This is a genomic window from Zongyangia acetica (genome assembly GCF_038739695.1).
Lineage (GTDB): Bacteria > Bacillota > Clostridia > Oscillospirales > Ruminococcaceae > Zongyangia > Zongyangia gallinarum.
On sequence record NZ_JBBEWN010000004.1, the window covers coordinates 27880 to 50935 of the forward strand.

19 protein-coding genes are annotated in these 23056 nt (G+C 51.7%); 15 read left to right on the forward strand and 4 right to left on the reverse strand.

What is annotated here, in order from left to right:
* The first annotated feature begins 265 nt into the window (after positions 1-265).
* The gene (locus WGC32_RS04695; RefSeq protein WP_342680855.1) at positions 266-802 is read left to right on the forward strand and encodes a helix-turn-helix domain-containing protein; all 537 of its coding nucleotides are present in this window, start codon (positions 266-268) and stop codon (positions 800-802) included.
* Between the two features lie 140 nt (positions 803-942).
* Here WGC32_RS04695 and guaA read toward each other — a convergent pair whose 3' ends face one another.
* Both guaA and WGC32_RS04705 read right to left on the reverse strand, forming a co-directional pair.
* Positions 943-2475 carry a glutamine-hydrolyzing GMP synthase gene (guaA, locus tag WGC32_RS04700; protein WP_342680856.1) on the reverse strand — a complete coding sequence of 511 codons (1533 nt, stop codon included), beginning with the start codon at positions 2473-2475 and terminating at the stop codon, positions 943-945.
* A gap of 20 nt (positions 2476-2495) precedes the next feature.
* Positions 2496-2990 (reverse strand): GNAT family N-acetyltransferase, encoded by a 495-nt coding sequence (locus WGC32_RS04705; protein ID WP_342680857.1) that lies wholly within the window; start codon positions 2988-2990, stop codon positions 2496-2498.
* A 200-nt stretch (positions 2991-3190) separates the two neighbouring features.
* On the opposite strand from WGC32_RS04705, the gene WGC32_RS04710 reads away from it, so the two are divergent.
* Positions 3191-4441 (forward strand): Ig-like domain-containing protein, encoded by a 1251-nt coding sequence (locus tag WGC32_RS04710; RefSeq protein ID WP_342680858.1) that lies wholly within the window; start codon positions 3191-3193, stop codon positions 4439-4441.
* A gap of 49 nt (positions 4442-4490) precedes the next feature.
* Here the strand turns inward: WGC32_RS04710 and WGC32_RS04715 are convergent, their stop codons facing one another.
* Positions 4491-6281, reverse strand: a complete 1791-nt coding sequence (locus tag WGC32_RS04715) for an LTA synthase family protein (protein WP_342680859.1) — start codon at positions 6279-6281, stop codon at positions 4491-4493.
* A gap of 338 nt (positions 6282-6619) precedes the next feature.
* Entirely contained in the window at positions 6620-7543 is a 924-nt protein-coding gene (locus WGC32_RS04720) for a S1 RNA-binding domain-containing protein (RefSeq protein ID WP_342680860.1), read from the reverse strand.
* A 292-nt stretch (positions 7544-7835) separates the two neighbouring features.
* On the opposite strand from WGC32_RS04720, the gene WGC32_RS04725 reads away from it, so the two are divergent.
* The 13 genes from WGC32_RS04725 to rpsG all read left to right on the forward strand — a co-directional run bounded on the left by WGC32_RS04725 (position 7836) and on the right by rpsG (position 23003).
* Entirely contained in the window at positions 7836-8027 is a 192-nt protein-coding gene (locus WGC32_RS04725) for a DUF951 domain-containing protein (protein ID WP_342680861.1), read from the forward strand.
* Positions 8028-8037: 10 nt separating this feature from the next.
* Positions 8038-9114, forward strand: coding sequence for a peptide chain release factor 1 (gene prfA, locus WGC32_RS04730; RefSeq protein ID WP_342680862.1), 1077 nt, complete (start codon positions 8038-8040; stop codon positions 9112-9114).
* A 13-nt stretch (positions 9115-9127) separates the two neighbouring features.
* Positions 9128-10159, forward strand: coding sequence for an L-threonylcarbamoyladenylate synthase (locus WGC32_RS04735; RefSeq protein WP_342680863.1), 1032 nt, complete (start codon positions 9128-9130; stop codon positions 10157-10159).
* Entirely contained in the window at positions 10156-10812 is a 657-nt protein-coding gene (coaE, locus tag WGC32_RS04740; protein WP_191483198.1) for a dephospho-CoA kinase, read from the forward strand. Before WGC32_RS04735 ends, coaE begins: the two co-directional genes overlap by 4 nt.
* Positions 10758-11378 carry a lytic transglycosylase domain-containing protein gene (locus tag WGC32_RS04745; RefSeq protein ID WP_342680864.1) on the forward strand — a complete coding sequence of 207 codons (621 nt, stop codon included), beginning with the start codon at positions 10758-10760 and terminating at the stop codon, positions 11376-11378. Before coaE ends, WGC32_RS04745 begins: the two co-directional genes overlap by 55 nt.
* Positions 11368-12771, forward strand: a complete 1404-nt coding sequence (locus WGC32_RS04750; RefSeq protein ID WP_342680865.1) for an aminopeptidase — start codon at positions 11368-11370, stop codon at positions 12769-12771. Before WGC32_RS04745 ends, WGC32_RS04750 begins: the two co-directional genes overlap by 11 nt.
* Before the next feature lie 92 nt (positions 12772-12863).
* Positions 12864-13175: a LysO family transporter gene (locus WGC32_RS04755; protein ID WP_342680866.1), complete on the forward strand. Its 312-nt coding sequence runs from the start codon at positions 12864-12866 to the stop codon at positions 13173-13175.
* Positions 13176-13188: 13 nt separating this feature from the next.
* On the forward strand, positions 13189-13791 hold the full coding sequence (locus WGC32_RS04760) for a LysO family transporter (protein WP_342680867.1): 603 nt from the start codon (positions 13189-13191) through the stop codon (positions 13789-13791).
* Positions 13792-13883: 92 nt separating this feature from the next.
* A complete protein-coding gene (locus WGC32_RS04765; protein WP_342680868.1) occupies positions 13884-14228 on the forward strand; it encodes a cupin domain-containing protein in 345 nt (114 codons plus the stop codon).
* Between the two features lie 287 nt (positions 14229-14515).
* Positions 14516-18280 carry a DNA-directed RNA polymerase subunit beta gene (gene rpoB, locus WGC32_RS04770; protein ID WP_342680869.1) on the forward strand — a complete coding sequence of 1255 codons (3765 nt, stop codon included), beginning with the start codon at positions 14516-14518 and terminating at the stop codon, positions 18278-18280.
* Between the two features lie 12 nt (positions 18281-18292).
* Positions 18293-21832, forward strand: coding sequence for a DNA-directed RNA polymerase subunit beta' (gene rpoC / locus WGC32_RS04775; RefSeq protein WP_342680870.1), 3540 nt, complete (start codon positions 18293-18295; stop codon positions 21830-21832).
* A gap of 135 nt (positions 21833-21967) precedes the next feature.
* Entirely contained in the window at positions 21968-22396 is a 429-nt protein-coding gene (gene rpsL / locus WGC32_RS04780; protein WP_191483186.1) for a 30S ribosomal protein S12, read from the forward strand.
* Between the two features lie 136 nt (positions 22397-22532).
* The gene (rpsG, locus tag WGC32_RS04785) at positions 22533-23003 is read left to right on the forward strand and encodes a 30S ribosomal protein S7 (RefSeq protein ID WP_191483187.1); all 471 of its coding nucleotides are present in this window, start codon (positions 22533-22535) and stop codon (positions 23001-23003) included.
* Positions 23004-23056 lie beyond the last annotated feature (53 nt).

Here is a 23056-nt window from a genome sequence, read left to right on the forward strand (position 1 = left end):
GACGGTCATTCAGTTTTTCAGTGTCTGAAATTCCCCCTCTCACCTTACAACGGACATTTTTTCGCCGTTTGGAGGGTATTCAATTTGTAAAATTTCCGTGACTTAAACTAATTTGCTTATATCATCCTCATTATACTAAGCATAACAGTTAAAGTCAAGTAGCTTACAGAAAAATATTAAATAAATTTGTTTAGATTTCTCTTGACTATCCTAAGCATTTCTGCTATGATAAAATTATCAAGAATCCAGATTGGAGTTGGCCGTTATGGCGATTGGAGAACGCATTCACTTTTTCCGCACCCTGCGGGGCATGACGCAGAAATATCTTGGGATGGCGCTTGGCTTCCCGGAGAAGTCCGCCGATGTCCGCCTTGCCCAATACGAGAACGGATCGCGGACGCCCAAGGCAGACCTAACTGACGCCCTGGCGCAGGTACTGGATGTCTCGCCCCATGCTCTTTCTGTCCCGGACATCGACTCCTATGTTGGCCTCATGCACACGCTGTTTACGCTGGAGGACCGCTATGGCCTGAAAATCTGCGAGTGCGATGGAGAAATACATCTCCGGGTGGATGTGTTCCAAGGGAAAGAAGCGGCCAGGCTCCATGAGATGCTCTGCGCATGGGGAGAGCAGGCGGCCAAGCTGAAATCGGGGGAAATCACTAAAGAGGACTACGACCGCTGGCGTTACCGCTACCCGGAGTTCGATACCACGGGGCACTGGCACAAGGTTGTCCCCTCTCAGGGCCTTAGCGATCTGCTGGTGGATGAATTGAAGAAGCAGCCTGGCAAAGAGAAGTAAAACAAAAAGAGCTACCTGACTTTCGCAAATCAGGTAGCTCTTTATCTTTGGAATAATGAAAACTGTTGCCAAATCGTTGCCACGGAGGGCATCAAGCCTTAGAAAACCCAGTAATCACGGGCTTTTTTAGGCCTCTGAAATCATTCAAACTCGATGGTTGCCGGGGGCTTGGAAGTAATATCGTAAACAATACGATTAATATTTCTTACCTCATTAACAATCCGGTTGGAGACTCGCTCTAATACATCATAGGGGATACGGGCCCAGTCAGCGGTCATGAAATCAGTAGTGGTAACACCGCGAAGAGCCAAGGTATAGTCGTAGGTACGGCCATCTCCCATGACACCCACAGAACGCATGGAGGTAAGCACAGCAAAATATTGATGGATGTCTCGATCCAATCCTGCTTTGGCGATTTCCTCACGGAAAATAGCATCGGCATCCTGAAGAATGGAAATTTTCTCCGGGGTGATTTCCCCAATGATCCGGATGGCAAGTCCAGGTCCTGGGAAGGGCTGACGCCAGACCAGATAGTCTGCCAGACCAAGTTCTGTGCCCAGAGCTCGGACTTCGTCTTTAAATAGCAAACGCAGAGGTTCAATAATTTCTTTAAAGTCGACATAGTCGGGAAGGCCACCTACATTGTGATGGCTTTTAATAACGGCGGCATCCCCAACACCAGATTCAATGACATCAGGATAGATGGTACCCTGTACCAGGTAATCTACCCGGCCAATTTTTTTGGCTTCATCTTCAAAGACACGGATAAACTCTTCTCCGATAATTTTCCGTTTTGTTTCCGGATCGCTGACACCGGCAAGCTTTCCAAGGAATCGCTCGCCTGCGTTGACCCGGACAAAATTGACGCCGCTGTTTGCAAAGGCTGCTTCAACTTCATCGCCCTCATTTTTGCGCATGAGGCCGTGATCCACAAAAATACAGGTCAATTGGCTGCCCACAGCTTTTGCCAGCAGGGCCGCAGCAACGGAACTATCCACACCGCCCGAGAGAGCTAGCAACACCTTGCCGTCCCCAACCTTTTTCCGGATATCGGCAATGGCAGTCTTGGCATAGTCGCCCATGGTCCAGTCGCCTTTGGCTCCGCATACCTTGTAGAGGAAGTTGTGAAGCATTTGAATCCCGTTTTCTGTGTGAAGGACCTCAGGATGGAACTGCATACCATAAAATTTACGGGAGGGGTTTTCCATGGCAGCAGTGGGACAGGCATCGGTATAGGCTGTTGCAGTAAAGCCATCGGGAAGTTGAGAAATATAATCGGTATGGCTCATCCAAGTTACACCTGTAGAGGGGAGATCCTGGAAGAGGGGACAGGAGGAATCAAAATGAGTGATAGTTTTGCCGTATTCCCGGCTATCCGGGGTCACAACCTTGCCGCCCAGCATATAGGCCATCAACTGGGTACCGTAGCAGATGCCCAGCATAGGGATGCCCAGTTCGAATAGACGAGGATCACATTGGGGAGAATCGTCCAGATATACGCTGTTGGGGCCGCCGGTAAAGACGATCCCGATGGGGGAAAGCTCCTTGATTTTTTCCAAGGGCATGGTGTAGGGATGCACTTCACAGTACACCGAACATTCGCGGATTCTTCTGGCGATCAATTGATTGTACTGTCCGCCAAAGTCCAGGATTAAAACCATTTCGTGTGTCATAAGCGTTCCCACGGTCTCCTTTATTTTAAAATTTTTTTAACTGATGATAGGCGGGGCGATGGGACAAGGGTTTTAGCCATCAGGAAGTTGGTCAACAAACAGCCCTTGCGCTCTACCTGCTGCTCACGTACGACCCGGTAGCCCCGCGCCTCAAAAAACGGCTTTGCCGTAATGGAAGCGGCAACGGTGACGCAGTCACTGGGGGCGTGGGCCTCCAGATGATCACATAAAGCCTTGCCGATGCCCTGGCGCTGATAATCCTTGTGGACATACAGCCGATCCAGATAACCGGTGGCATCCATATCGGCAAATCCAACCAGGATGCCATCGGATATAGCAACCAGGCAGTTGTGCTGGGAAAGGGAGAGGTTCCATAAAACCGGATCCTCCTTGCCATCAGCCCAGGCATCCAACTGCTGAGGCGTATAGTCCTTGGCATTTACGGTGTGGACGGTCTGAAAAAACAGTTGCAGTACAGCGCTGCAATCCTCCGGTCGGTACGATCTGATATACAACGCTGGCCCTCCATTCTTACGATAATTTCTATTTTGCCATGCTTTTGCACAAATTGCAAGGGATATGAAACAAAAGATGGCTGATGATACAAACAAAAAACATGGCAAAAAAATTCATGTATCCTTTGGAAATATCGGCAGAAAATAATTGCAGGTATTCTCAAGAAAAAGCATTTGATTGAAACGGAGGTTCCACCAAAATGAGTCATAAAATGAAAAAACTCTGTGCCGTAGTGCTGGCCACACTGATGCTGGGAAGCAGTGTCTATGCCTCCAGCGATATCTGGTGGCCGGTAGCGGCTTCTGCGGAGGAAGAAGAGTGTACCATCACCTTTCGCAAAGGCGGCATCTATGAGCTTTCCCCAGTGGATCTGGAATACCGCCTGGGACTCGCCCAGGGAGATCTGAAGGGAATCACCATCACACAGCTGCCGGCTCAGGGCGATGGTATCCTGATGCTTTCTGATATAGAGGTCAAAGAGTTTGACTACATCCCCCGTGAAGAGATCCACAGCATGTATTTTGTCCCCATCCGGGATATTACCCAGGCTTCCTTTACCTTTATCCCCGAATGTACCAACCCTGTGGTAACAACCCTGAATATGAATTTCGCAGAAGAGGTTCAGGCGGCTCCCCAGGTAGCAGACCTGACATTTTCCACCATGTCGGGGGCTCTGCTTTCCAGCGCTTTTGACTGTTATCATGAGGACGCATCGGATCTGACCATCAAAATTACCCAGCAGCCCACCAAGGGAACGGTGACAGTGACTGGAACAACCTTTTCTTATGAACCCTTTCCGGGGGAGACGGGAAAAGACCGGTTTTCCTATTGTGCGGTGGACAGCCAGGGAAACTATTCTTCTGATGCGGTAGTGAATATCGACCTGGAAGAAGCAACCAAACTTCAGTTTGCAGATATGTCCAAAAATCCCTCCGAATACGCTGCGGTAAAACTAGCGCAGGCCGGGATAATGACGGGGGAAAGCTACGGCAGTGCGCAACTGTTCCATCCGGAGAGAAATGTCACCCGGGGAGAGCTGCTGCTCACCCTCCTTTCCGCCAAGGGTTATGACCAAGATCTGCCCCAATGTGTCAATACCAAGCTGCAAAACGACAGCGAAATCCCTATGTGGATGAAGCCTTATATTGAAAGAGCCGTTGAAAAAGGCTTGATTACCGAGACCAGCTTTCAGCCGGACGGTATTCCCACCAATGCTGAGGCCGTGGTGATGATCAACCGAGCCTCCGGAGTAGAGAACGCTACCAATGTCAATCTGAAGGTAGCAGATGCCCAGGACATTCCGGATTGGGCTACCCAGTCCTATATGAATCTCAGTGCCAACCAGATGCTGGTTACCCATGACGGTAAGGTATATCCTACAGCACAACTCAATCGGGAGACTACAGCGGATCTGATCTGGGCACTATACCAGATGGAAAAACCAGAATAAAAGAAAAAGCGCAGAGCCTTAAGCTCTGCGCTTTTGATGGTTCACCATATTATCCTGCATCAGAACAGAAATTCTGGCCGAATACCCTGTCATAGGTCAACATATCAAGAAAATCGTCAGAATCCACCTGAACGTCTGCGGTGGGGGAGTAAACAGGCACGGTTTTCATATGCTCCAGCATACTAGAGACCAATTGTGTTTGAGGAAGATCAGCAACGTCAATAAGCAGGTAGGGCAGATAGAATGAAGAAACCTCTTCATCCGGCAGACAGCTGAAGTCGGCGTCATAATTGCTCCAGACCAGATAAGACTGCTGATAGATTTCGGCACTGTTGGCGTAATCAATGCCCGCATCCTGATAGGTGGTGTTGGAATGGGTAAACATGGGATAGTGATCCCCTACGAAAAATACAATGGTAGGCTCATCAGATTCCTTGAGCTGTTCTAAGAACTGCCCCAAAGCCCGGTCCGACTCACGTATACCGTCAAGATAGAGGGAGAATTCCGCATCACCTGTGCCATTGCCGGCATAAGGCTGATGATTTTGCATGGTCGTGGTGAAGATGAGGCAGGGCTCATCGGTTTCGCCCAACTGTTTCAGAATCTGGTTGTAAAGTGTTTCATCGTTGATGTATTGATTGGCACCGTACCTTGTTTTTTCCACAGTCAGGTCATTTTCAAAATACATCTTGTCGAATCCGAAGGTGGAATAGATGCTTTTTCTGCCGTAAAAGGAACTGGAAAAAGGATGGATGTAGTAAGATTTGTAACCACTGTCCTTATAAAAGCTGACAATGGAAGAATTATCTGTATCCTCCTTGAGCAGTTTTTGGGGTGCTACGGGGGTATTGAGACTTTTGACCGGCATGCCGGTGAGCAGTTCAAATTCGGTACGGACGGTATAGCCGCCAAAGGTGGGGACAACACAGGTGCCTCCGAAGCCCTCCTCCCGGGCCTTGTCAAAATTTTCATAAATGGTGGGGTCCACATCCAGCTGCTCCAGCCTCCGGAAATCGGCAAAGGACTCGGACATAATCATCACCACATTGGGCTTCACATCGGAAATGTCTTGGTTGGTATTTTGCACCAGCATGCTAGCCACAGTCTCTTGGCTGTAACCCTGGGGACGTGTAACCCGGGTGGAGAAAAATTCAGCCGTAGACTGGGTGAAGTAGGGGATCAAGTTTGTCTCCTGGAATTGTTTGTCCGCCATAAATACATTGGCGGTGTTAGGTTCTTCCACATCGAAGAGACGAAAGACCCCCATGGCCATGGTAGGGGTGACAAAGAAGACGCAGACCATTGCAAAGGTAGCACAAAAGCTGAGCATCCGGTATTTGAGCCGGACCTTGTTTTCCAGCCGGAAGAAATAGGCGGCAACTACATATCCTACCAACAGAAGAAAGGTGAGCGCCAGATACCAGGTCAGGTGGATGTTGGCGAATTTGGCAATATCAGTGGCATTGGAGGTCATCTGCAGATCGGTAATGGTAAAATGGGTGCCGCTGACATCGTATTTGAAATATTCCACCCAAGAAATAATATAGAAAAGAAGGCCGGTGATGGCCATAGAGATAAAGGTCTTTTTAAATAAAAGAGAAACCAGGAGAAAAGCCACAGAAACAATGAGATAATCCAGCAGCAGAATATGAAGATTGTGTCCCATAAAGGAGAAGAGACTCCCCAGGCTCTGGATATGGTTCAGCTCTGTTGCAAGGGCGATGAAAAGGGGAAACAGGCCCACCATCAGCAGCCGTACCACAAATAAGAGATTGCACTCCCACCTGCCAATGTGAAAGGTCATTTTTTCCATTTTATCCAAAATCATGATGATATTCATCACACTTTCCGATTAGAGTTTCTATCCTATACTTTACCACGGATTTCTTAAGCAAATCTTACGGGGAACTTTAGTTTTTATGAATGATTTCTTTAGAATATCCACATGAAAGTGGCAGAAAAACAAGTATGCAACTTGTTGCAAAACCAGCTAAAAAAATAAAGGAATTTTTCCTTTATCCATAATTATAGGACATTCACCGAATTTTGCAAGTAAATCGGAAAGAAAAGGTAACAAAAAAGGATACAAAACTTATACGTTTTGCACCCCTTTTTGTGAAAATAGATAAAAAAAGAAAAGGTGGTAAGGCAATTTGCTAAAAATAATCATGGGAGGATTTAAAAAACGGATTCTACCAGCTTACTGGCGTTTTCGGGGGAATACCGCCATCGGGAAATGGTCCCCTCCTCGATAAAATAGCGCGGCTTTTCAGGAGAATATTTTGCGTCAAAGGCGTCGACGATGATCAGCTTTACCTTCATTTTTTCAGGGATCAGGCTTTTGATGTAAACGCTGGCGTGCTGCCCTGCGGTCACGTCATCCCGTGGCTCTGCGAGCCCTGCCAGATTGGGGGTCAATTCCACAAAGACGCCGTAATCCTCCACCGAACGGATGATCCCGGCAACCGTCTGACCGTTTTCAAACAGGGCTGCGTTTTCTTCCCAGGTGCCCAAAAGCTCCTTATGGCTCAGGGTAATCCGCCCGTTTTCGTCCACCGATCTGACGACTGCTTTGATGTCCTGGGAGACACGGAAACGGTCTTTGGGATGGGAAATACGAGAGACAGAGATAGCGTCGATGGGGATGAGGGAAGAGATGCCGCAGGCAATGTCCACAAAACAACCAAAAGGCTCCAAATGGGTGACCCGGGCGTCAATGATGGTACCGGGGACCAGGGTAGGCAGGTATTCCTCCATACACCTTTGCTGAACCGCCCTTCGGGAAAGGAGCGCGTATGTACTCCCCGCTTCATCCTTTTCAAAGCCGGTGACAATAAAGCAAACTGGCTTATTGACCCGGGAGATCACCGCAATATCCCGGGTGGTGCCGTCACTGAGCCCCCAAGCTCCCTCATCCCGAGGGATGACGCCGCGCATGCATCCAAGGTCCACTGTCAAATTGTGGGCACTGTCACAGAGGGTGACTCTTGCCTCTAGCACCCGGGATGACAGACAGGCCTCATGAAGGGAAGCCTGGCTTTTCAGCGCCGCCCGGTTTTCAAAGGTATCGATGAGCCAGCCTTCTGGTTTATAATCGTACATCTGTGCGACCTCCTTTTTATTGCACGAATTAGGATTTGCTGTTCTGCTCCGGAATCCTCCTATCCGGCAAACGGCAGAAAGAAACAAAGCGGCGCCAAGGTCCGCCTCCTCATTCACTCCGCTTTCATATATATGCAGCTTCCTTCCCCAAATATCCTGATTTTTTCTACAGCCGGACAGGGAGCAGGAGGAATTTGCACAGAAAATATTGCGGGGGCTTTGTTATTTTGCTATAATACAAACTTGGAGTAATGTTGTTTTTCTAATGTTATCTGCCTTGGAGGTGTACAAGATGGACGTACGGGTAGGAGATATTCTGCTGATGAAAAAGGAGCATCCCTGCGGCGGAAAGGAATTTTTAGTGCTGCGTTCCGGTATGGACTTTCGTATCCGCTGCAAAAAGTGCGGCAGGGAAGTGATGGTGCCCCGAGTCAAGGTAGAAAAGAACATTAAAAAAATTGTGAGAGAACCAAGTGAGGGGTAAGAGATAGACTATGTTTGAAAAGCTTAAAAATGTAGAAGACCGGTACGAAGAAATCAACAACCGCTTGATGGATCCCGCGGTGGTAGGTGACAACGAACAGTATAAAAACCTGATGAAGGAATACAAGAACCTGACCCCCATTGTGGAGAAATACCGGGAATACACCGGGGTAAAAAAGACTCTGGATGAAGCCAAATCTCTGCTGGACGAAGGCGGCATGGAAAAGGACTTCCGGGAGATGGTGGAGGAAGAGTATGCCGAGAGCAAGGAAAAGATCGAAACCATTTCCGAGGAGTTAAAGATCCTGCTGCTCCCCAAAGATCCTAACGATGAGAAAAACGTCATTGTGGAGATCCGAGGCGGCGCCGGCGGCGACGAGGCGGCACTGTTCGCCAACTCCCTTTACCGGATGTACACCATGTATGCGGAAAGCCGTCACTGGAAAAGTGAGGTACTCTCCGCCAATCCCACCGAGCTTGGGGGCTACAAGGAGATCAGCTTTTCCATCGAAGGAGAAGGAGCTTATTCCCGGCTGAAGTTTGAAAGCGGCGTCCACCGGGTTCAGCGGGTTCCCGAAACCGAGACCCAGGGCCGTATCCACACATCTACCGTTACGGTGGCGGTGCTTCCGGAGGTGGAGGATGTGGAAATCGACATCAATCCCGACGACCTGCAAATTGACGCCTTCCGGGCCGGCGGCGCCGGAGGGCAGCACGTCAACAAGACCTCTTCTGCCATCCGCATTACCCACCTGCCCACCGGGCTGGTGGTGGAGTGCCAGGATGAGCGCAGCCAGTTTAAGAATAAGGATAAAGCTATGAAGATCCTTCGCTCCCGGCTTTATGAAAAGGCCCAGAGCGAGCAGAATGAAAAGATCGCTTCGGAGCGGAAGCTCCAGGTGGGCACCGGTGACAGAAGCGAGCGGATCCGCACCTACAACTATCCCCAGGGCCGGGTGACGGATCACCGCATCGGTTTGACACTGTATAAGATTGAATCCATCCTCAACGGCGATTTGGACGAATTGCTTGACGCTCTGATCACCTTTGACCAGGCCGAGAAGCTCCAGGCCCAGGGCGAAGAATAGGGGAATAACCGAAATGAATACGCAAATACTCCCCATAGAGGATCCGGGAAAGGACGAAAGCTATGTGCGCCGGGCGGCGGAGATCCTCCGCGCTGGGGGCCTTGTTATCATCCCTACTGAGACGGTTTATGGGTTGGCGGCAAATGCCTTGGATGGAAGCGCAGTCCGCCGTATCTATGAGGCAAAAGGCCGCCCTTCTGACAATCCACTGATTGTCCATGTCAGCAATATGGAGATGATTCCCCCTTTGGTGGAGGACTTTCCTGACGGGGCGCGGCGTTTGGCTGAGGCCTATTGGCCGGGCCCTCTGACCATCATCGTCAGAAAGAGCGGGCGTATCCCCCCAGAGACTTCTGGGGGACTTGATACGGTGGCCATTCGCATGCCTTCTCATCCGGTGGCAAGGGCCATTATTGAGACGGCAGGAATTCCTCTGGCGGCTCCGTCGGCCAACCTTTCCGGCAAGCCCAGTCCCACCAATGCCCGCCGGTGCATCGAGGATATGATGGGCCGGGTAGACGCCATTGTGGACAGCGGCAACTGCCAGGTAGGGGTGGAATCCACCGTTATCACCCTGGCGGAGGGAAAGCCGCGGCTTCTGCGGCCGGGGGGGATTACCTTAGAGCAGCTGGAAGCTGTGCTGGGGCAGGTAGAGGTGGATCCGGCGGTGCTTCACAAACTGTCCGCCGGAGCAAAGGCCAGTTCTCCAGGCATGAAATACAAACACTACGCGCCTAAGGCCCATGTCATCCTGGTGGAGGGGAGCCTTCAACAGTTTGCGGAATATGTGAAAACCCATCAGCAGGGAAAGACAGCTGCCCTTTGTTTTGACGGGGAGGAAGCATTCCTTTCGGTAAGGGCGTTCTCTTACGGCAAAAAAGAAGACGCTGCCACCCAGGCGGCCCGGCTTTTTGACAAACTACGGGAGCTGGATGACGCAGGGGAGGAGACAGTCTACGCCCGCTGCCCTGACAAAGAAGGGGTGGGCTTGGCGGTGTATAACCGGCTGATTAGAGCCGCAGGGTTTGAGGTGATCAAGCTGTGAGCTTTGTTTTAGGCCTGACCGGCCAGACTGGCGCTGGTAAATCCACCGTATCCGAGACCCTGCGCCAGGAAGGAATTGCTGTAATCGATGCGGATTTGGTGGCAAGGCAGGTAGTCTTGCCTGGGATGCCGGCCCTGGTGCGGCTGCGGGAAACCTTTGGCGAGGAGATTATCCGAGAGGGTGCCCTGGACCGAAAAAAGCTGGGCGGTATCGTCTTTGCCGATCCGGAAAGGCTGAGAACCCTCAATGAGATTATGCTTCCCGTGATCTGTGAGGAGATAAAGCGGCAGATGGCGCAGCTCTTTTCTCAGGGCAGGGATGTGGTGGTCCTGGATGCCCCCACCCTTTTTGAGAGCGGGGCGGATCAGATGTGTCAGGAAATCTGCGCTGTCATCGCCCCGGAGGAGGACCGTTGCCGGCGGATTATGGCCCGGGATGGGTTGAGCTATGAGCAGGCTATGGACAGGATTCATAGCCAGCCGGGAGACGATTTCTTTTATGAACACTGCCATATCATCATCGAAAACAGCGGCAGCCTTCAGGAACTTTATAAAAGCGCTGAAAAGCTTGCCCAAATGCTAAAGCTGAAAGGAAGACTATGCCAAGACGAATCAAACAGATCTCTCAACGATCAAAGATTTTCTGGATTGTAGCGGTTTTGCTGGTGCTGGCTGTTGTATTGACCTCCCTGTTCTTTGTGGCCAGGGATAAATATTACGAGATAGCCTATCCTTTAAAATATACGGATATTATCGACAAGTATGCCCAGAAAAACAATCTGCCCCGTGCCCTTGTCTATGCTGTAGTGCGCTGTGAAAGTGGTTTTGATCCCGAGGCTGTCTCCTCTATTGGAGCCAGGGGACTCATGCAGCTGACAGAGGAAACTTTTGATTGGGTGGGCTACCGGATGGGAGACGACCGGGATCTTACTTACGACGACATGTTTAATCCTGAATACAATGTGGAATATGGAACCTTCCTTCTGCGCACCCTATTGGATGAGTATGGGACCATCGACAACGCCTTGTGCGGCTATCATGCGGGATGGGGAAGCATCCGCCAGTGGCTGAATGACCCCCAATATTCCAGCGATGGGAAGAATATCGACCACATTCCCTATGGGGATACATCCAGTTATGTAGCAAAGGTCAAAAAGACCATGGAAAAATATAAAGAGCTCTATGATATGAACGAGGAGGTAAGTACCGATGAAAAATGAGAAAACCGCAGGCCAGCTTCTCCAGGAGCAGCTCTGCGAAAAACCAAAGAACAGCTATGAAATCATGAGCCAGGAGGATCTTCAGAAAGCAGAGTCCTTCTGTGAAGATTATAAGGTATTCCTAGACCGGGCCAAAACCGAACGGGAAGCTGTGGAGGCCATTATCGGGATGCTAAAGGGCGCTGGCTATGAGGAATTTGTCCTTGGGAAAAAATATGCCCCTGGGGACAAGGTCTACTATAACAACCGGGGCAAGGCCCTCATCTGCGCCACCCTGGGTACGGAGCCATTGGAACAGGGCGTATACATCGCCGCCTCCCACATTGACTCCCCCCGGCTGGATTTAAAGCCCCGTCCGGTCTATGAGGACACCGAGCTCGCCCTCTTTAAGACCCACTATTACGGCGGCATCAAAAAGTACCAGTGGACCGCCATCCCCTTGGCTCTCCACGGTGTGGTGATCAAACGGGACGGGGAGACGGTGAAGGTCAATATCGGTGAGGACGAGCAGGATCCAATTTTCTGCGTTACCGACCTTCTGCCTCACCTGGCCACCGAACAGAGCAAACGGACCTTGGCGGAAGGGGTCAAGGGTGAGGAGCTGAATATCCTCATCGGCAGCCGTCCCTTTAAGGACGATAAGGCCAGCGAAAAGGTAAAGCTGAATATCCTCTCCATCCTCCACGAGAAATACGGTATGGTGGAAAGCGATTTTCTCTCCGCGGAACTGGTGCTGGTGCCGGCATTTAAAGCCAAAGACCTGGGCCTTGACCGGAGCATGATCGGCGCTTACGGTCATGACGACCGGGTTTGCGCCTACACTTCTCTTATGGCAACCCTTCACTGCAAGGCGCCCAAGAAGACCTCTGTTGTCATCTTCGCCGACAAGGAGGAGACGGGCAGCGAGGGAAACACCGGCCTGGATTCCCGCTTCCTGGAATACTTCATCAGCGATTTGGCGGCCCCCTATGGTGTGGAGGGGAGAACAGTGCTGCAAAATTCTATGTGCCTGTCTGCGGATGTCAATGTAGCCTTTGATCCCACCTTCCCTGACGTGGTGGAGAGAAGAAATACCGCGTATCTCAATTACGGCGTTGTAGTGACCAAATATACCGGCGCCCGGGGCAAAAGCTCTACCAGCGATGCCTCAGCCGAATTTATGGGCCGGGTCCGCTCTGTATTGGATCAGGCCGGTGTGGTATGGCAGACCGGTGAGCTTGGCAAGGTGGATTTTGGCGGCGGCGGTACCGTGGCCAAATACATTGCCGGCCTTTCGGTCGATGTCGTGGATGTAGGTGTTCCTGTCCTCTCCATGCATGCGCCCTTTGAGGTTGTGGCAAAAAATGATGTATATAATACCTACCGGGCCTTCTATGAATTTTTAAATCAATAAGCTTGGACGGCAAAAATAGGAGGCCGGCGTCGGCGGGCACCGACGCCGGCCTCCTATTTCTATGGGGTTTAGAATGGGAAAGGGAGTCTGACGTGATTTCTGTATTGTTCTTTATGGCTGTGGGCATGTTTGTCGGCGCCAAGCTGTTTCCAGCTAAGCTGCAAAAGGCCAACAGCATCATCCAGCAGGCCTGTGTATTCCTGCTCATCTTTTCCATGGGGATATCCCTAGGCAGTGGTCCTACCTTTTGGAAAGACCTAAAGAGTGTGGGCTGGGAGTCGGTGGTTTTTGCTCTCGCGACCATTGGAGGGAGCATTCTATTCGTGGCACTGCTGACCCGGCACGTTTCCAGGGATGAAGGAGAAGACCAGCAGGACTCCAAAGAAGAGGCGGAAGAAAGATAAAGGACGGAAGAAAATGACCATATTGTTTGCCATCATCAGCCTTATTGCGGGAGTTGCCGTAGGGCAGTTTATTCCAGAAAGTGCGGTGGGAATCATCGACACGGCGTCAGACGCGCTTTTAAATCTGCTGCTGCTTTCGGTGGGAATTACGGTAGGCGCCAACAAGCTGGTTTTCAAAAAGCTCAAGGAATTTAACCTAAGGATCCTTTACATACCCCTGGGAATTGTGGTGGGCTCCCTGCTGTTCGGCAGTATCGCCGGCGTGCTTATGGGAATGCCGCTGCACACCTCAGCCGCCATTTCTTCGGGACTAGGATGGTACAGCCTTTCCGGTATTATGATGCAGGATCTGGCCGGCGCCCAAATCGGCACCATGACCTTTCTCAGCAATGTATTCCGGGAGATATTTTCTTTTGTTCTGATTCCTCTCATTGCCACCCGATTCGGCCATTATACGGCTATTGCCCCTGCGGCGGCTACCAGTGAGGATACCACCCTGCCTATTTTGATGAAATACACCAGTGAGGAGGTAGCGGTAGTTGCCGTCCTCAACGGCGTTATCTGCTCCATCGCGGTGCCTATTCTTATCCCCCTTACCTTCCATCTGCTGCCATAAAAGACTTCTTGTATTTCTCTCTGCTTTGCGCTATGCTTATAGATACAGAACGAATCTTATTGATAAGCTTGGCAGAGAAGAGGAGGATTTCTATGGTAGTCAAAGCGGCAGAGATGAAGATGGAAACCCGTAGTGCCTGGCGGGGCGGAGACGGTGCGATTGGTTGCAGGCATCTGGCGCCCCAGGGCAATCCGCCTAAGTGGCGTTTTGCGGCTGTATTGGAATTTGATCCTGGTGATTCTATCGGGGAACATGTCCACAGCGGTGAAACGGAGCTGTACTATATCATGGAAGGCACAGGGACAGTGTGGGATAACGGAGCCCCTGTGGAGGTAGGCCCGGGCGACGCCATTTTTACTAGAGGCGGCGCGGCTCACTCCATCAAAAACACAGGGGAAGGTGTAATGCGCCTATTGGCTCTGGTTGTGCAGGAATAAAAGCTGCACGAAAGAATTAGATGAAAACATAAAAAAGGAACGCGAAAGCGTTCCTTTTTTTGTTTCATTGGATGGCAAAACACGCCAAAATGTCCTTGACATCGGCTTCTTGCTATTATATAATAATATACTGTATCAAAATGGCTATACGCGCCCTAATCACAAAGTATTATAGCACAGGATACAAAGGATTTCAATACGAATCAGCAAATCCGACAGAAAGATATGGGGCTTCCTGTTTGGTTTGTATAAAAAGGTTGGCAAATAGACGAATGGAGTGTGAGCCTATGGTGAATGTCAAGCCGGTGCAACTCGGAAAGACGACCCGCATGAGTTTTGCTAGGATCAATGAGGTCCTGGACATGCCCAATCTGATCGAGGTGCAGAAGAATTCCTACAGATGGTTCCTGGAAGAAGGGTTGAAGGAAGTATTTCGTGATATTTCCGCAATCACGGATTATACCGGTAACCTGGTTCTGGATTTTATCGACTACCGCTTGGATGACAAACCAAAGTACTCGGTGGAAGAGTGCAAGGAGAGAGATGTAACCTACGCCGCACCTCTGCGGGTCCGCGCCCGCCTGCTCAATAAGGAGACAGGCGAGGTCAAGGAGCAGGAAATCTTTATGGGAGATTTCCCCATCATGACCGAAAGCGGTACCTTCATCATCAACGGCGCCGAGCGTGTTATTGTTTCTCAGTTAGTCCGTTCTCCGGGCATCTACTACGGTATGACCTATGACAAGACGGGCAAAAAGCTGTTCACCTCCACCGTCATCCCGAACCGGGGCGCGTGGCTAGAATATGAGACTGACTCCAACGATATCTTCTATGTCAGAATCGACAAGAATAGAAAGATCCCTGTCACCACCTTTATCCGGGCTCTGGGTCTGGGCAGCGACCAGGAAATTTTGGACTTTTTCGGCGAGGATGAGCGCATCCTGGCCACCATCCAGAAGGATGCCACCAAGAATATGGAAGAGGCGCTTCTGGAGGTATACCGGCGGCTGCGTCCTGGTGAGCCTCCCACAGTGGAAAGTGCCCAGTCCCATATTGACGCGCTGTTCTTTGATCCCCGTAGATATGACCTGTCCAGGGTAGGACGTTATAAATACAATAAGAAGCTGGCGATTTCCGCCCGAATTGCAGGCCGGAAACTGGCGGCTGTTGTTGTCAACCCATTGACCGGTGAGATCATGGGAGAGGAAGGGGAAATCCTCACCCGTGAAAAGGCTTTGGCCATTGAAAAGGCCGGCGTGGATACCGCCTATATTGATGTGGAGGGCACCGTAGTCAAGGTCATCTCCAACGGTATGGTGGATTTAAACGACTATTTCCCCGATGTGGATGCCAAGGCATTGGGCATCAATGAAAAGGTCCGTTTCTGCGTAGTCCAGGAGATCCTGGAGCAGAACTTGGAAGGCGACGCACTGAATGATATGATCGTCTCCCGGGCTGATGACCTTATTCCGAAACATATTATTAAAGCAGATATTCTTGCTTCTATCAACTATATCAACAATCTGGCGATGGAAGTGGGCAAAATCGACGACATCGACCATCTGGGTAACCGCCGTATCCGCAGCGTGGGTGAGCTTTTGCAAAACCAGTTCCGCATTGGTTTTTCCAGAATGGAGCGCGTTATCCGTGAGCGGATGACCATCCAGGCCCAGGATATGGATGTCATCACCCCCCAGGCGCTGATCAATATCCGCCCGGTGGTGGCCGCCATCAAGGAGTTCTTCGGATCTTCGCCCCTTTCCCAGTTTATGGATCAGACCAACCCCTTAGCGGAACTGACCCATAAGCGCCGTCTTTCCGCGTTGGGCCCTGGCGGTCTTTCTCGTGACCGCGCCGGATTTGAGGTCCGTGACGTGCACTACAGCCACTACGGCCGTATGTGCCCCATTGAGACCCCAGAAGGTCCTAACATCGGTTTGATCTCCTATCTTGCAACCTTTGCAAAGATCAATGAATACGGCTTTGTAGAAGCGCCCTACCGCCGGGTGGATAAGGAAACCGGCGTCATCCTGGACGAGGTAGTCTATATGACCGCCGATGTGGAGGATGATTATATTGTCGCCCAGGCCAACGAGCCTATTGACGAAAATGGACGCTTTGTGAGACCCAGAGTTAACGCCCGTTACCGGGATGAGATCATCGAGGTAGAGCGGGAGCGGGTAGACTTCATGGATGTTTCCCCCAAAATGGTCGTCTCTGTGGCCACAGCCATGATCCCCTTCCTGGAAAACGACGACGCCAACCGCGCTCTGATGGGCTCCAACATGCAGCGGCAGGCTGTGCCGCTTCTCAAAACCCAGTCCCCCATCGTAGGCACTGGCATGGAGTATAAGGCTGCTGTGGATTCCGGCGTTGTGGTGCTTTCCAAACACGACGGCGTGGTGGAGCGTGTTTCCGCCGATGAAGTAGTCATCCGCACCGACGACGGAGAACTGCATCCCTACCACATGATTAAGTTCCTCCGCTCTAACCAAGGCACCTGCACCAACCAGCGTCCCATTGTGAACCGCGGTGAGCGTGTCAAGGTAGGCCAGGTCATCGCTGACGGCCCTGCTACCTGCAACGGCGAGATCAGCTTGGGTAAAAATGTTCTCATCGGCTTTATGACCTGGGAGGGTTACAACTACGAGGACGCAGTCCTCATCAATGAAAAAATTGTACGGGATGATGTGTTTACATCCATTCACATTGAAGAATATGAAATCGAGGCCAGAGACACCAAGCTCGGGCCTGAGGAAATCACCCGGGATATTCCCAACGTAGGCGAGGATGCCCTTAAAGATCTTAACGACATGGGTATCATCCGGGTAGGCGCCGAGGTGCGCGCCGGAGATATTCTGGTGGGTAAGGTTACCCCCAAGGGAGAGACAGAGCTTACCGCCGAAGAACGCCTGCTCCGCGCTATCTTTGGCGAGAAGGCGAGAGAGGTTAGGGATACCTCCCTCCGTGTTCCCCACGGCGAATATGGTATTGTGGTGGATGTCAAGGTCTTTACCCGTGAAAATTCCGACGAACTTTCTCCTGGTGTCAACATGGTAGTCCGCTGCTATATCGCTCAGAAGAGAAAGATTTCTGTCGGCGACAAGATGGCTGGACGTCATGGTAACAAGGGTGTTGTTTCCCGTATCCTTCCTCAGGAGGATATGCCTTTCCTGCCCGACGGCACACCGTTGGATATCGTCCTGAATCCTCTGGGCGTTCCGTCCCGTATGAACATCGGACAGGTACTGGAAGTCCATCTGGGTTATGCCGCCGCCGCTTTGGGCTGGAAGGTCATGACTCCGGTCTTTGATGGCGCTCACGAGGCGGATATCCGTGACTGCCTGAGAGAGGCGGGACTGAGAGAAGACGGAAAGACCATTCTCTATGATGGCCGGACCGGTGAGCCTTTTGACAACCCAGTTACCGTCGGATATATGTACTTCTTAAAACTGCATCACCTGGTTGACGATAAAATCCATGCCCGTTCTACCGGCCCCTACAGCCTGGTTACCCAGCAGCCGCTGGGTGGTAAAGCCCAGTTTGGCGGCCAGCGTTTCGGTGAGATGGAAGTTTGGGCTCTGGAGGCTTACGGCGCAGCCTATACCCTCCAGGAGATTCTGACGGTGAAGTCCGACGACGTGGTGGGACGTGTCAAGACCTATGAAGCCATTGTCAAGGGCCAGAACGTGCCTAAGCCCGGCATCCCTGAATCCTTCAAGGTGCTTATTAAGGAGCTGCAGTCTCTCTGCCTGGATGTCAAGGTTCTTGACGCCAACAACGAGGAGATTGACCTGAAACAGTCCTTTGACGACGATGAGGATATGGGCCTCGCTCCGGTGGAGGAGCCCTCTACCTTTGAAAATCAGGAAGTGGAAGTCGAGGAGGACATGGATGGCTACGCCGTGGAAGAGCCGGAAATCGACGAAATTGACGATGAGGCGGTTTTCAATGCGCTGGATATGTTTGATCTCGACGACGGCGATGATGTGGTCGATGTGGAAAACGACCTGGGCGTAGACATTGCGGATTTGGATGACGAAAATCTATAAGGGGGTCGCAATATGGAATTTAACGTATTCGAATCGATAAAGATCGGGCTGGCGTCTCCGGATCAGATCAGGGAATGGTCTTACGGAGAGGTTAAGAAGCCGGAAACGATCAACTATCGTACACTGAAGCCAGAGCGCGACGGCCTCTTCTGTGAACGTATCTTCGGGCCCCAGAAGGACTGGGAGTGCCACTGCGGTAAGTACAAACGTCTGCGCTATAAAGGGAAAATTTGTGAGCGCTGCGGTGTTGAGGTCACCCGCTCTAAAGTCCGCCGTGAGCGGATGGGCCATATTGAATTGGCGGCCCCGGTTTCCCACATCTGGTATTTTAAGGGAATCCCTTCCCGGATGGGCCTGATTTTGGACCTGTCCCCCCGGTTCCTTGAAAAGGTGCTTTATTTTGCACAGTATATTGTTATTGATCCCGGCGCGACTCCCCTGGAGAAAAAACAGCTTCTCTCCGAAAAAGAGTACCGTGATATGCGGGAAAAATACGAAGATGAGTTTAAGGCGGGGATGGGCGCTGAGGCCATCAAAGAACTGCTGGCAGAAATTGATTTGGAGGAACTTTCCAAAGAACTGAAGGATGAGTTGGAGGGCGCTTCCGGACAAAAACGGGTGCGTATCCTCAAAAGGCTGGAAGTGGTGGAATCTTTCCGCCTGTCCGGCAACCGCCCGGAGTGGATGATCATCGATGTCGTACCGGTCATCCCGCCGGATATTCGCCCCATGGTACAGCTGGATGGCGGCCGTTTTGCCACCTCCGACCTCAATGATCTGTACCGCCGTGTTATCAATAGAAACAACCGTTTAAAACGGCTTTTGGAGCTGGGTGCTCCTGATATCATTGTCCGCAACGAGAAGCGGATGCTTCAAGAAGCAGTGGACGCGCTGATCGACAACGGCCGCCGGGGACGTCCGGTGACCGGCCCCAACAACCGGCCGCTGAAATCCCTCAGCGATATGCTCAAGGGTAAACAGGGACGTTTCCGCCAGAACCTGCTGGGCAAACGTGTTGACTATTCCGGACGTTCGGTTATCGTCGTCGGCCCGGAGCTGAAGATGTATCAGTGCGGTCTGCCTAAAGAGATGGCGCTGGAGCTCTTCAAGCCCTTTGTCATGAAACGTTTGGTGGAAACCGGCGCCGCTGGTAACATCAAGAGCGCCAGGAAGATGGTAGAGCGGGCCAAAGGCCCTGTTTGGGACGCGCTGGAAACCGTGATCAAAGATCATCCCGTGCTTCTCAACCGTGCGCCGACCCTGCACAGACTGGGAATCCAGGCATTTGAGCCGGTGCTGGTCGAGGGCCGCGCTTTGAAGCTCCATCCACTGGTGTGTACCGCCTACAACGCCGACTTTGACGGCGACCAGATGGCTGTTCACGTTCCCCTGTCCGCAGAGGCACAGGCAGAGGCCCGCTTCCTCATGCTGGCCGCCAACAACCTGCTCAAGCCCTCCGATGGACGTCCCGTTACCGTGCCTACCCAGGACATGGTGCTCGGTTCCTACTATCTGACTTTGGTGAAGGATGGCGAGCCGGGAGAAGGCAAGGTATTCCGGGATGTCAACGAGGCACTGATGGCCTATCAGGAAGGCGTGGTTGGACTCCATGCTCCCATCCGGGTGCGGATGACCAAAGAGCTGGGCGGCAAGAAGATGTCCAAACTCATCGATGCTACGGTGGGACGGCTGATCTTCAACGAGCCCATTCCTCAGGACCTGGGTTATGTGGATCGCTCCAATTCGGAAAACCTCTTTAATTTGGAAGTATCCTTCCTGGTTGGTAAAAAACAGCTGGGACAGATCATTGAAAAGTGTATAAAAGTCCACGGAACGGCAAAAACTGCTGAGGTACTGGATAAAATTAAGGCCCAGGGCTTTAAGTATTCTACCCGCGGCGCTATTACTGTGGCTGTCTGCGACGCAGTGATTCCGCCCCAGAAGAAGGAACTGCTGGCAGCGGCGGAAGAGAACATCGAAAAGATTACCCGCCAGTATAAACGCGGTCTGATTTCCAACGATGAGCGTTATAACCAGGTGATCAAGACCTGGGATGAGACCACCAAGAAGGTGTCCGACGCACTGACTGAGAACCTGGATCAGTATAACCCCATCTTTATGATGGCAGACTCCGGCGCTCGTGGTTCCATCAACCAGATCCGTCAGCTGGCTGGTATGCGCGGACTCATCGCCAACACCTCAGGTACCACCATTGAGATTCCTATCCGCGCTAACTACCGTGAAGGCCTCAACATCTTGGAGTACTTCATCTCCTCTCGTGGCGCCCGTAAGGGACTGGCCGATACAGCACTGCGTACCGCTGACTCCGGTTACCTGACCCGTAGGCTTGTCGATGTCTCCCAGGATGTGATTATCCGCCAGGATGACTGCGGCACCCATGAGGGCATTTGGGTATCCGACATCAAGGACGGCAGCGAGATGATCGAGCCTATGACCGAGCGTCTCATCGGACGGTATGTGGCTGATGATGTGATCGATCCCAACACCGGCGAAGTGCTGGTAACCAGGGATAAGATGATGGACGACGCCGATGCCGCGAAGATTGCAGCGGCAGGCATCACCCGTCTGAAGATCCGGTCCATCCTCAACTGTGAGTCCAAGCACGGCGTCTGCGCCAAGTGCTACGGAGCTAACCTGGCCAATGGTAATCCCGTGGCGGTGGGCGAGTCCGTCGGTATCATCGCGGCCCAGTCCATCGGTGAACCGGGTACCCAGCTGACCATGCGTACCTTCCACACCGGCGGTATCGCATCGGCAGAGGATATTACCCAAGGTTTGCCCCGTGTTGAAGAGCTCTTCGAGGGAAGAAAGCCCAAGCATCTGGCCATCATCTCCGAAATCGGCGGTGAGGTCCGGATGGAAGAAATTAAGAAAAACCGCCATGTGGTGGTTTATAATAAAGAAACCGGCGATGAAAAGAGCTATTTGATCCCCTTTGGTTCCCGTCTGCGGGTCCAGGAGGGCGATGTGATAGAAGCCGGCGACATGCTCACAGAGGGTTCTGTCAATCCTCATGACGTTCTGGCCATCAAAGGTGCCCTGGCTGTTCAGGATTACCTGATCCAGGAAGTCCAGCGGGTTTATCGGATGCAGGGTGTTGACATCAATGATAAACACATTGAGGTTATCGTCCGTCAGATGATGAGAAAGGTCCGGGTGGATGAAGCAGGCAGCACCGGCCTATTGCCTGGCTCCTTGGTTGACAAGACCGAGTTGATCGCGGAAAACCGCAAGATCGACGAGAGGATCGCTGCTGGGGAAGAGGGACTGGAAAAGGCCACCTATATCCCAGTGCTGCTGGGTATTACCAAGGCATCCCTGGCCACCGACTCCTTCCTGTCCGCCGCCTCCTTCCAGGAGACGACTCGAGTGCTCACCGAAGCCGCCATCAAGGGCAAGGTGGATCCGCTGCTGGGACTCAAAGAAAACGTCATCATCGGCAAGCTGATCCCTGCGGGTACCGGCATGAACTGCTACAGCAATGTACAGGTAGTTCCTGCAGGAGAGGTATTGACAACGCCCCAGGAATGATGATAAACTATATACTTGTGTGAAACAGCCAGAATCTGCTGTTTTATCCCACTTTCTGTTGCCTAGGAAGGGGAGAAATCCCCTTTCTTGACATACATTCCGGGTTTTCCCGACAACAAAGTAAGGAGGTGCGATATGCCAACCTTTAACCAGCTCGTACGCAAAGGTAGAGAGGTGGTCGAGAAAAAATCCACAGCTCCGGCTCTTTTGAAGGGTTACAACTCCAAAAAGCGCGTTGCTATCGATCAGAACTCTCCGCAAAAACGTGGTGTTTGTACTGCAATCAGAACACAGACCCCGAAGAAGCCGAACTCTGCGCTTCGTAAAGTTGCCAGGGTTAAGCTTTCCAACGGCATGGAGGCGACAGCTTACATTCCGGGAATCGGCCACAATCTGCAGGAACACAGCGTTGTGCTGATCCGTGGCGGACGTGTTAAGGACCTGCCTGGTGTGCGTTACCACATCATCCGCGGTACTCTGGATGCCCAGGGTGTTGCCAAGAGAATGCAGGGCCGCTCCAAATATGGTGCGAAACGTCCGAAAGCTGGTGCCGCAAAGAAATAATTCTTCCATAGTTTTATTGAAACTAGAGCTGCTGATGCGGCGTTTATGTATAAATAAACACCGGCCGCATTGGCACCGCGGAAGTATTGTCGCTTTCGAGTACCGATGATATCATAATGTGAAGGAGGGAAGCGAAGTGCCAAGAAGAGGTCGTGTCGCAAAACGTGACGTTTTGCCAGATCCGCTTTACAATTCCAAACTGGTGACCAGACTCATCAACAACATCATGCTGGATGGCAAAAAGGGTGTGGCCCAGAAGATTGTATACGGTGCATTCGATATTGTTAAGGAAAAAACCGGGAAAGATCCCCTGGAGGCTTTTGAGCAGGCTATGGAGAACATCATGCCTGTCCTGGAGGTCAAGGCCCGCCGTGTCGGTGGTGCTACCTATCAGGTGCCCATGGAGGTTCGGCCTGAGCGTCGTCAGACTTTGGGCCTGCGCTGGATTACCAGTTATTCCCGCGCCCGTAATGAGAAGACCATGAAAGAGCGCCTTGCCGGCGAGATCATGGATGCCCTTAACAGCACCGGTGGAGCTGTCAAAAAACGCGAAGATACCCACAAGATGGCAGAGGCCAACAGAGCATTTGCCCATTACAGATGGTAGTTCGTTATCCAACACAGCGGTTTTGCTGCTGTTTTTCTGGACGGATCCGACAG

Bases quoted from the DNA above. Each gene is read 5' to 3' on its own strand.
- WGC32_RS04720 (WP_342680860.1), bottom strand. From the start codon at position 7,543: ATGTACGATTATAAACCAGAAGGCTGGCTCATCGATACCTTTGAAAAC.
- WGC32_RS04750 (WP_342680865.1), top strand. From the start codon at position 11,368: ATGAAAAATGAGAAAACCGCAGGCCAGCTTCTCCAGGAGCAGCTCTGC.
- rpoB (WP_342680869.1), top strand. From the start codon at position 14,516: ATGGTGAATGTCAAGCCGGTGCAACTCGGAAAGACGACCCGCATGAGT.
- WGC32_RS04745 (WP_342680864.1), top strand. From the start codon at position 10,758: ATGCCAAGACGAATCAAACAGATCTCTCAACGATCAAAGATTTTCTGG.
- rpoC (WP_342680870.1), top strand. From the start codon at position 18,293: ATGGAATTTAACGTATTCGAATCGATAAAGATCGGGCTGGCGTCTCCG.
- prfA (WP_342680862.1), top strand. From the start codon at position 8,038: ATGTTTGAAAAGCTTAAAAATGTAGAAGACCGGTACGAAGAAATCAAC.
- WGC32_RS04725 (WP_342680861.1), top strand. From the start codon at position 7,836: ATGGACGTACGGGTAGGAGATATTCTGCTGATGAAAAAGGAGCATCCC.
- WGC32_RS04715 (WP_342680859.1), bottom strand. From the start codon at position 6,281: ATGAATATCATCATGATTTTGGATAAAATGGAAAAAATGACCTTTCAC.
- guaA (WP_342680856.1), bottom strand. From the start codon at position 2,475: ATGACACACGAAATGGTTTTAATCCTGGACTTTGGCGGACAGTACAAT.
- WGC32_RS04735 (WP_342680863.1), top strand. From the start codon at position 9,128: ATGAATACGCAAATACTCCCCATAGAGGATCCGGGAAAGGACGAAAGC.
- WGC32_RS04710 (WP_342680858.1), top strand. From the start codon at position 3,191: ATGAGTCATAAAATGAAAAAACTCTGTGCCGTAGTGCTGGCCACACTG.
- WGC32_RS04765 (WP_342680868.1), top strand. From the start codon at position 13,884: ATGGTAGTCAAAGCGGCAGAGATGAAGATGGAAACCCGTAGTGCCTGG.
- rpsL (WP_191483186.1), top strand. From the start codon at position 21,968: ATGCCAACCTTTAACCAGCTCGTACGCAAAGGTAGAGAGGTGGTCGAG.
- WGC32_RS04760 (WP_342680867.1), top strand. From the start codon at position 13,189: ATGACCATATTGTTTGCCATCATCAGCCTTATTGCGGGAGTTGCCGTA.
- WGC32_RS04695 (WP_342680855.1), top strand. From the start codon at position 266: ATGGCGATTGGAGAACGCATTCACTTTTTCCGCACCCTGCGGGGCATG.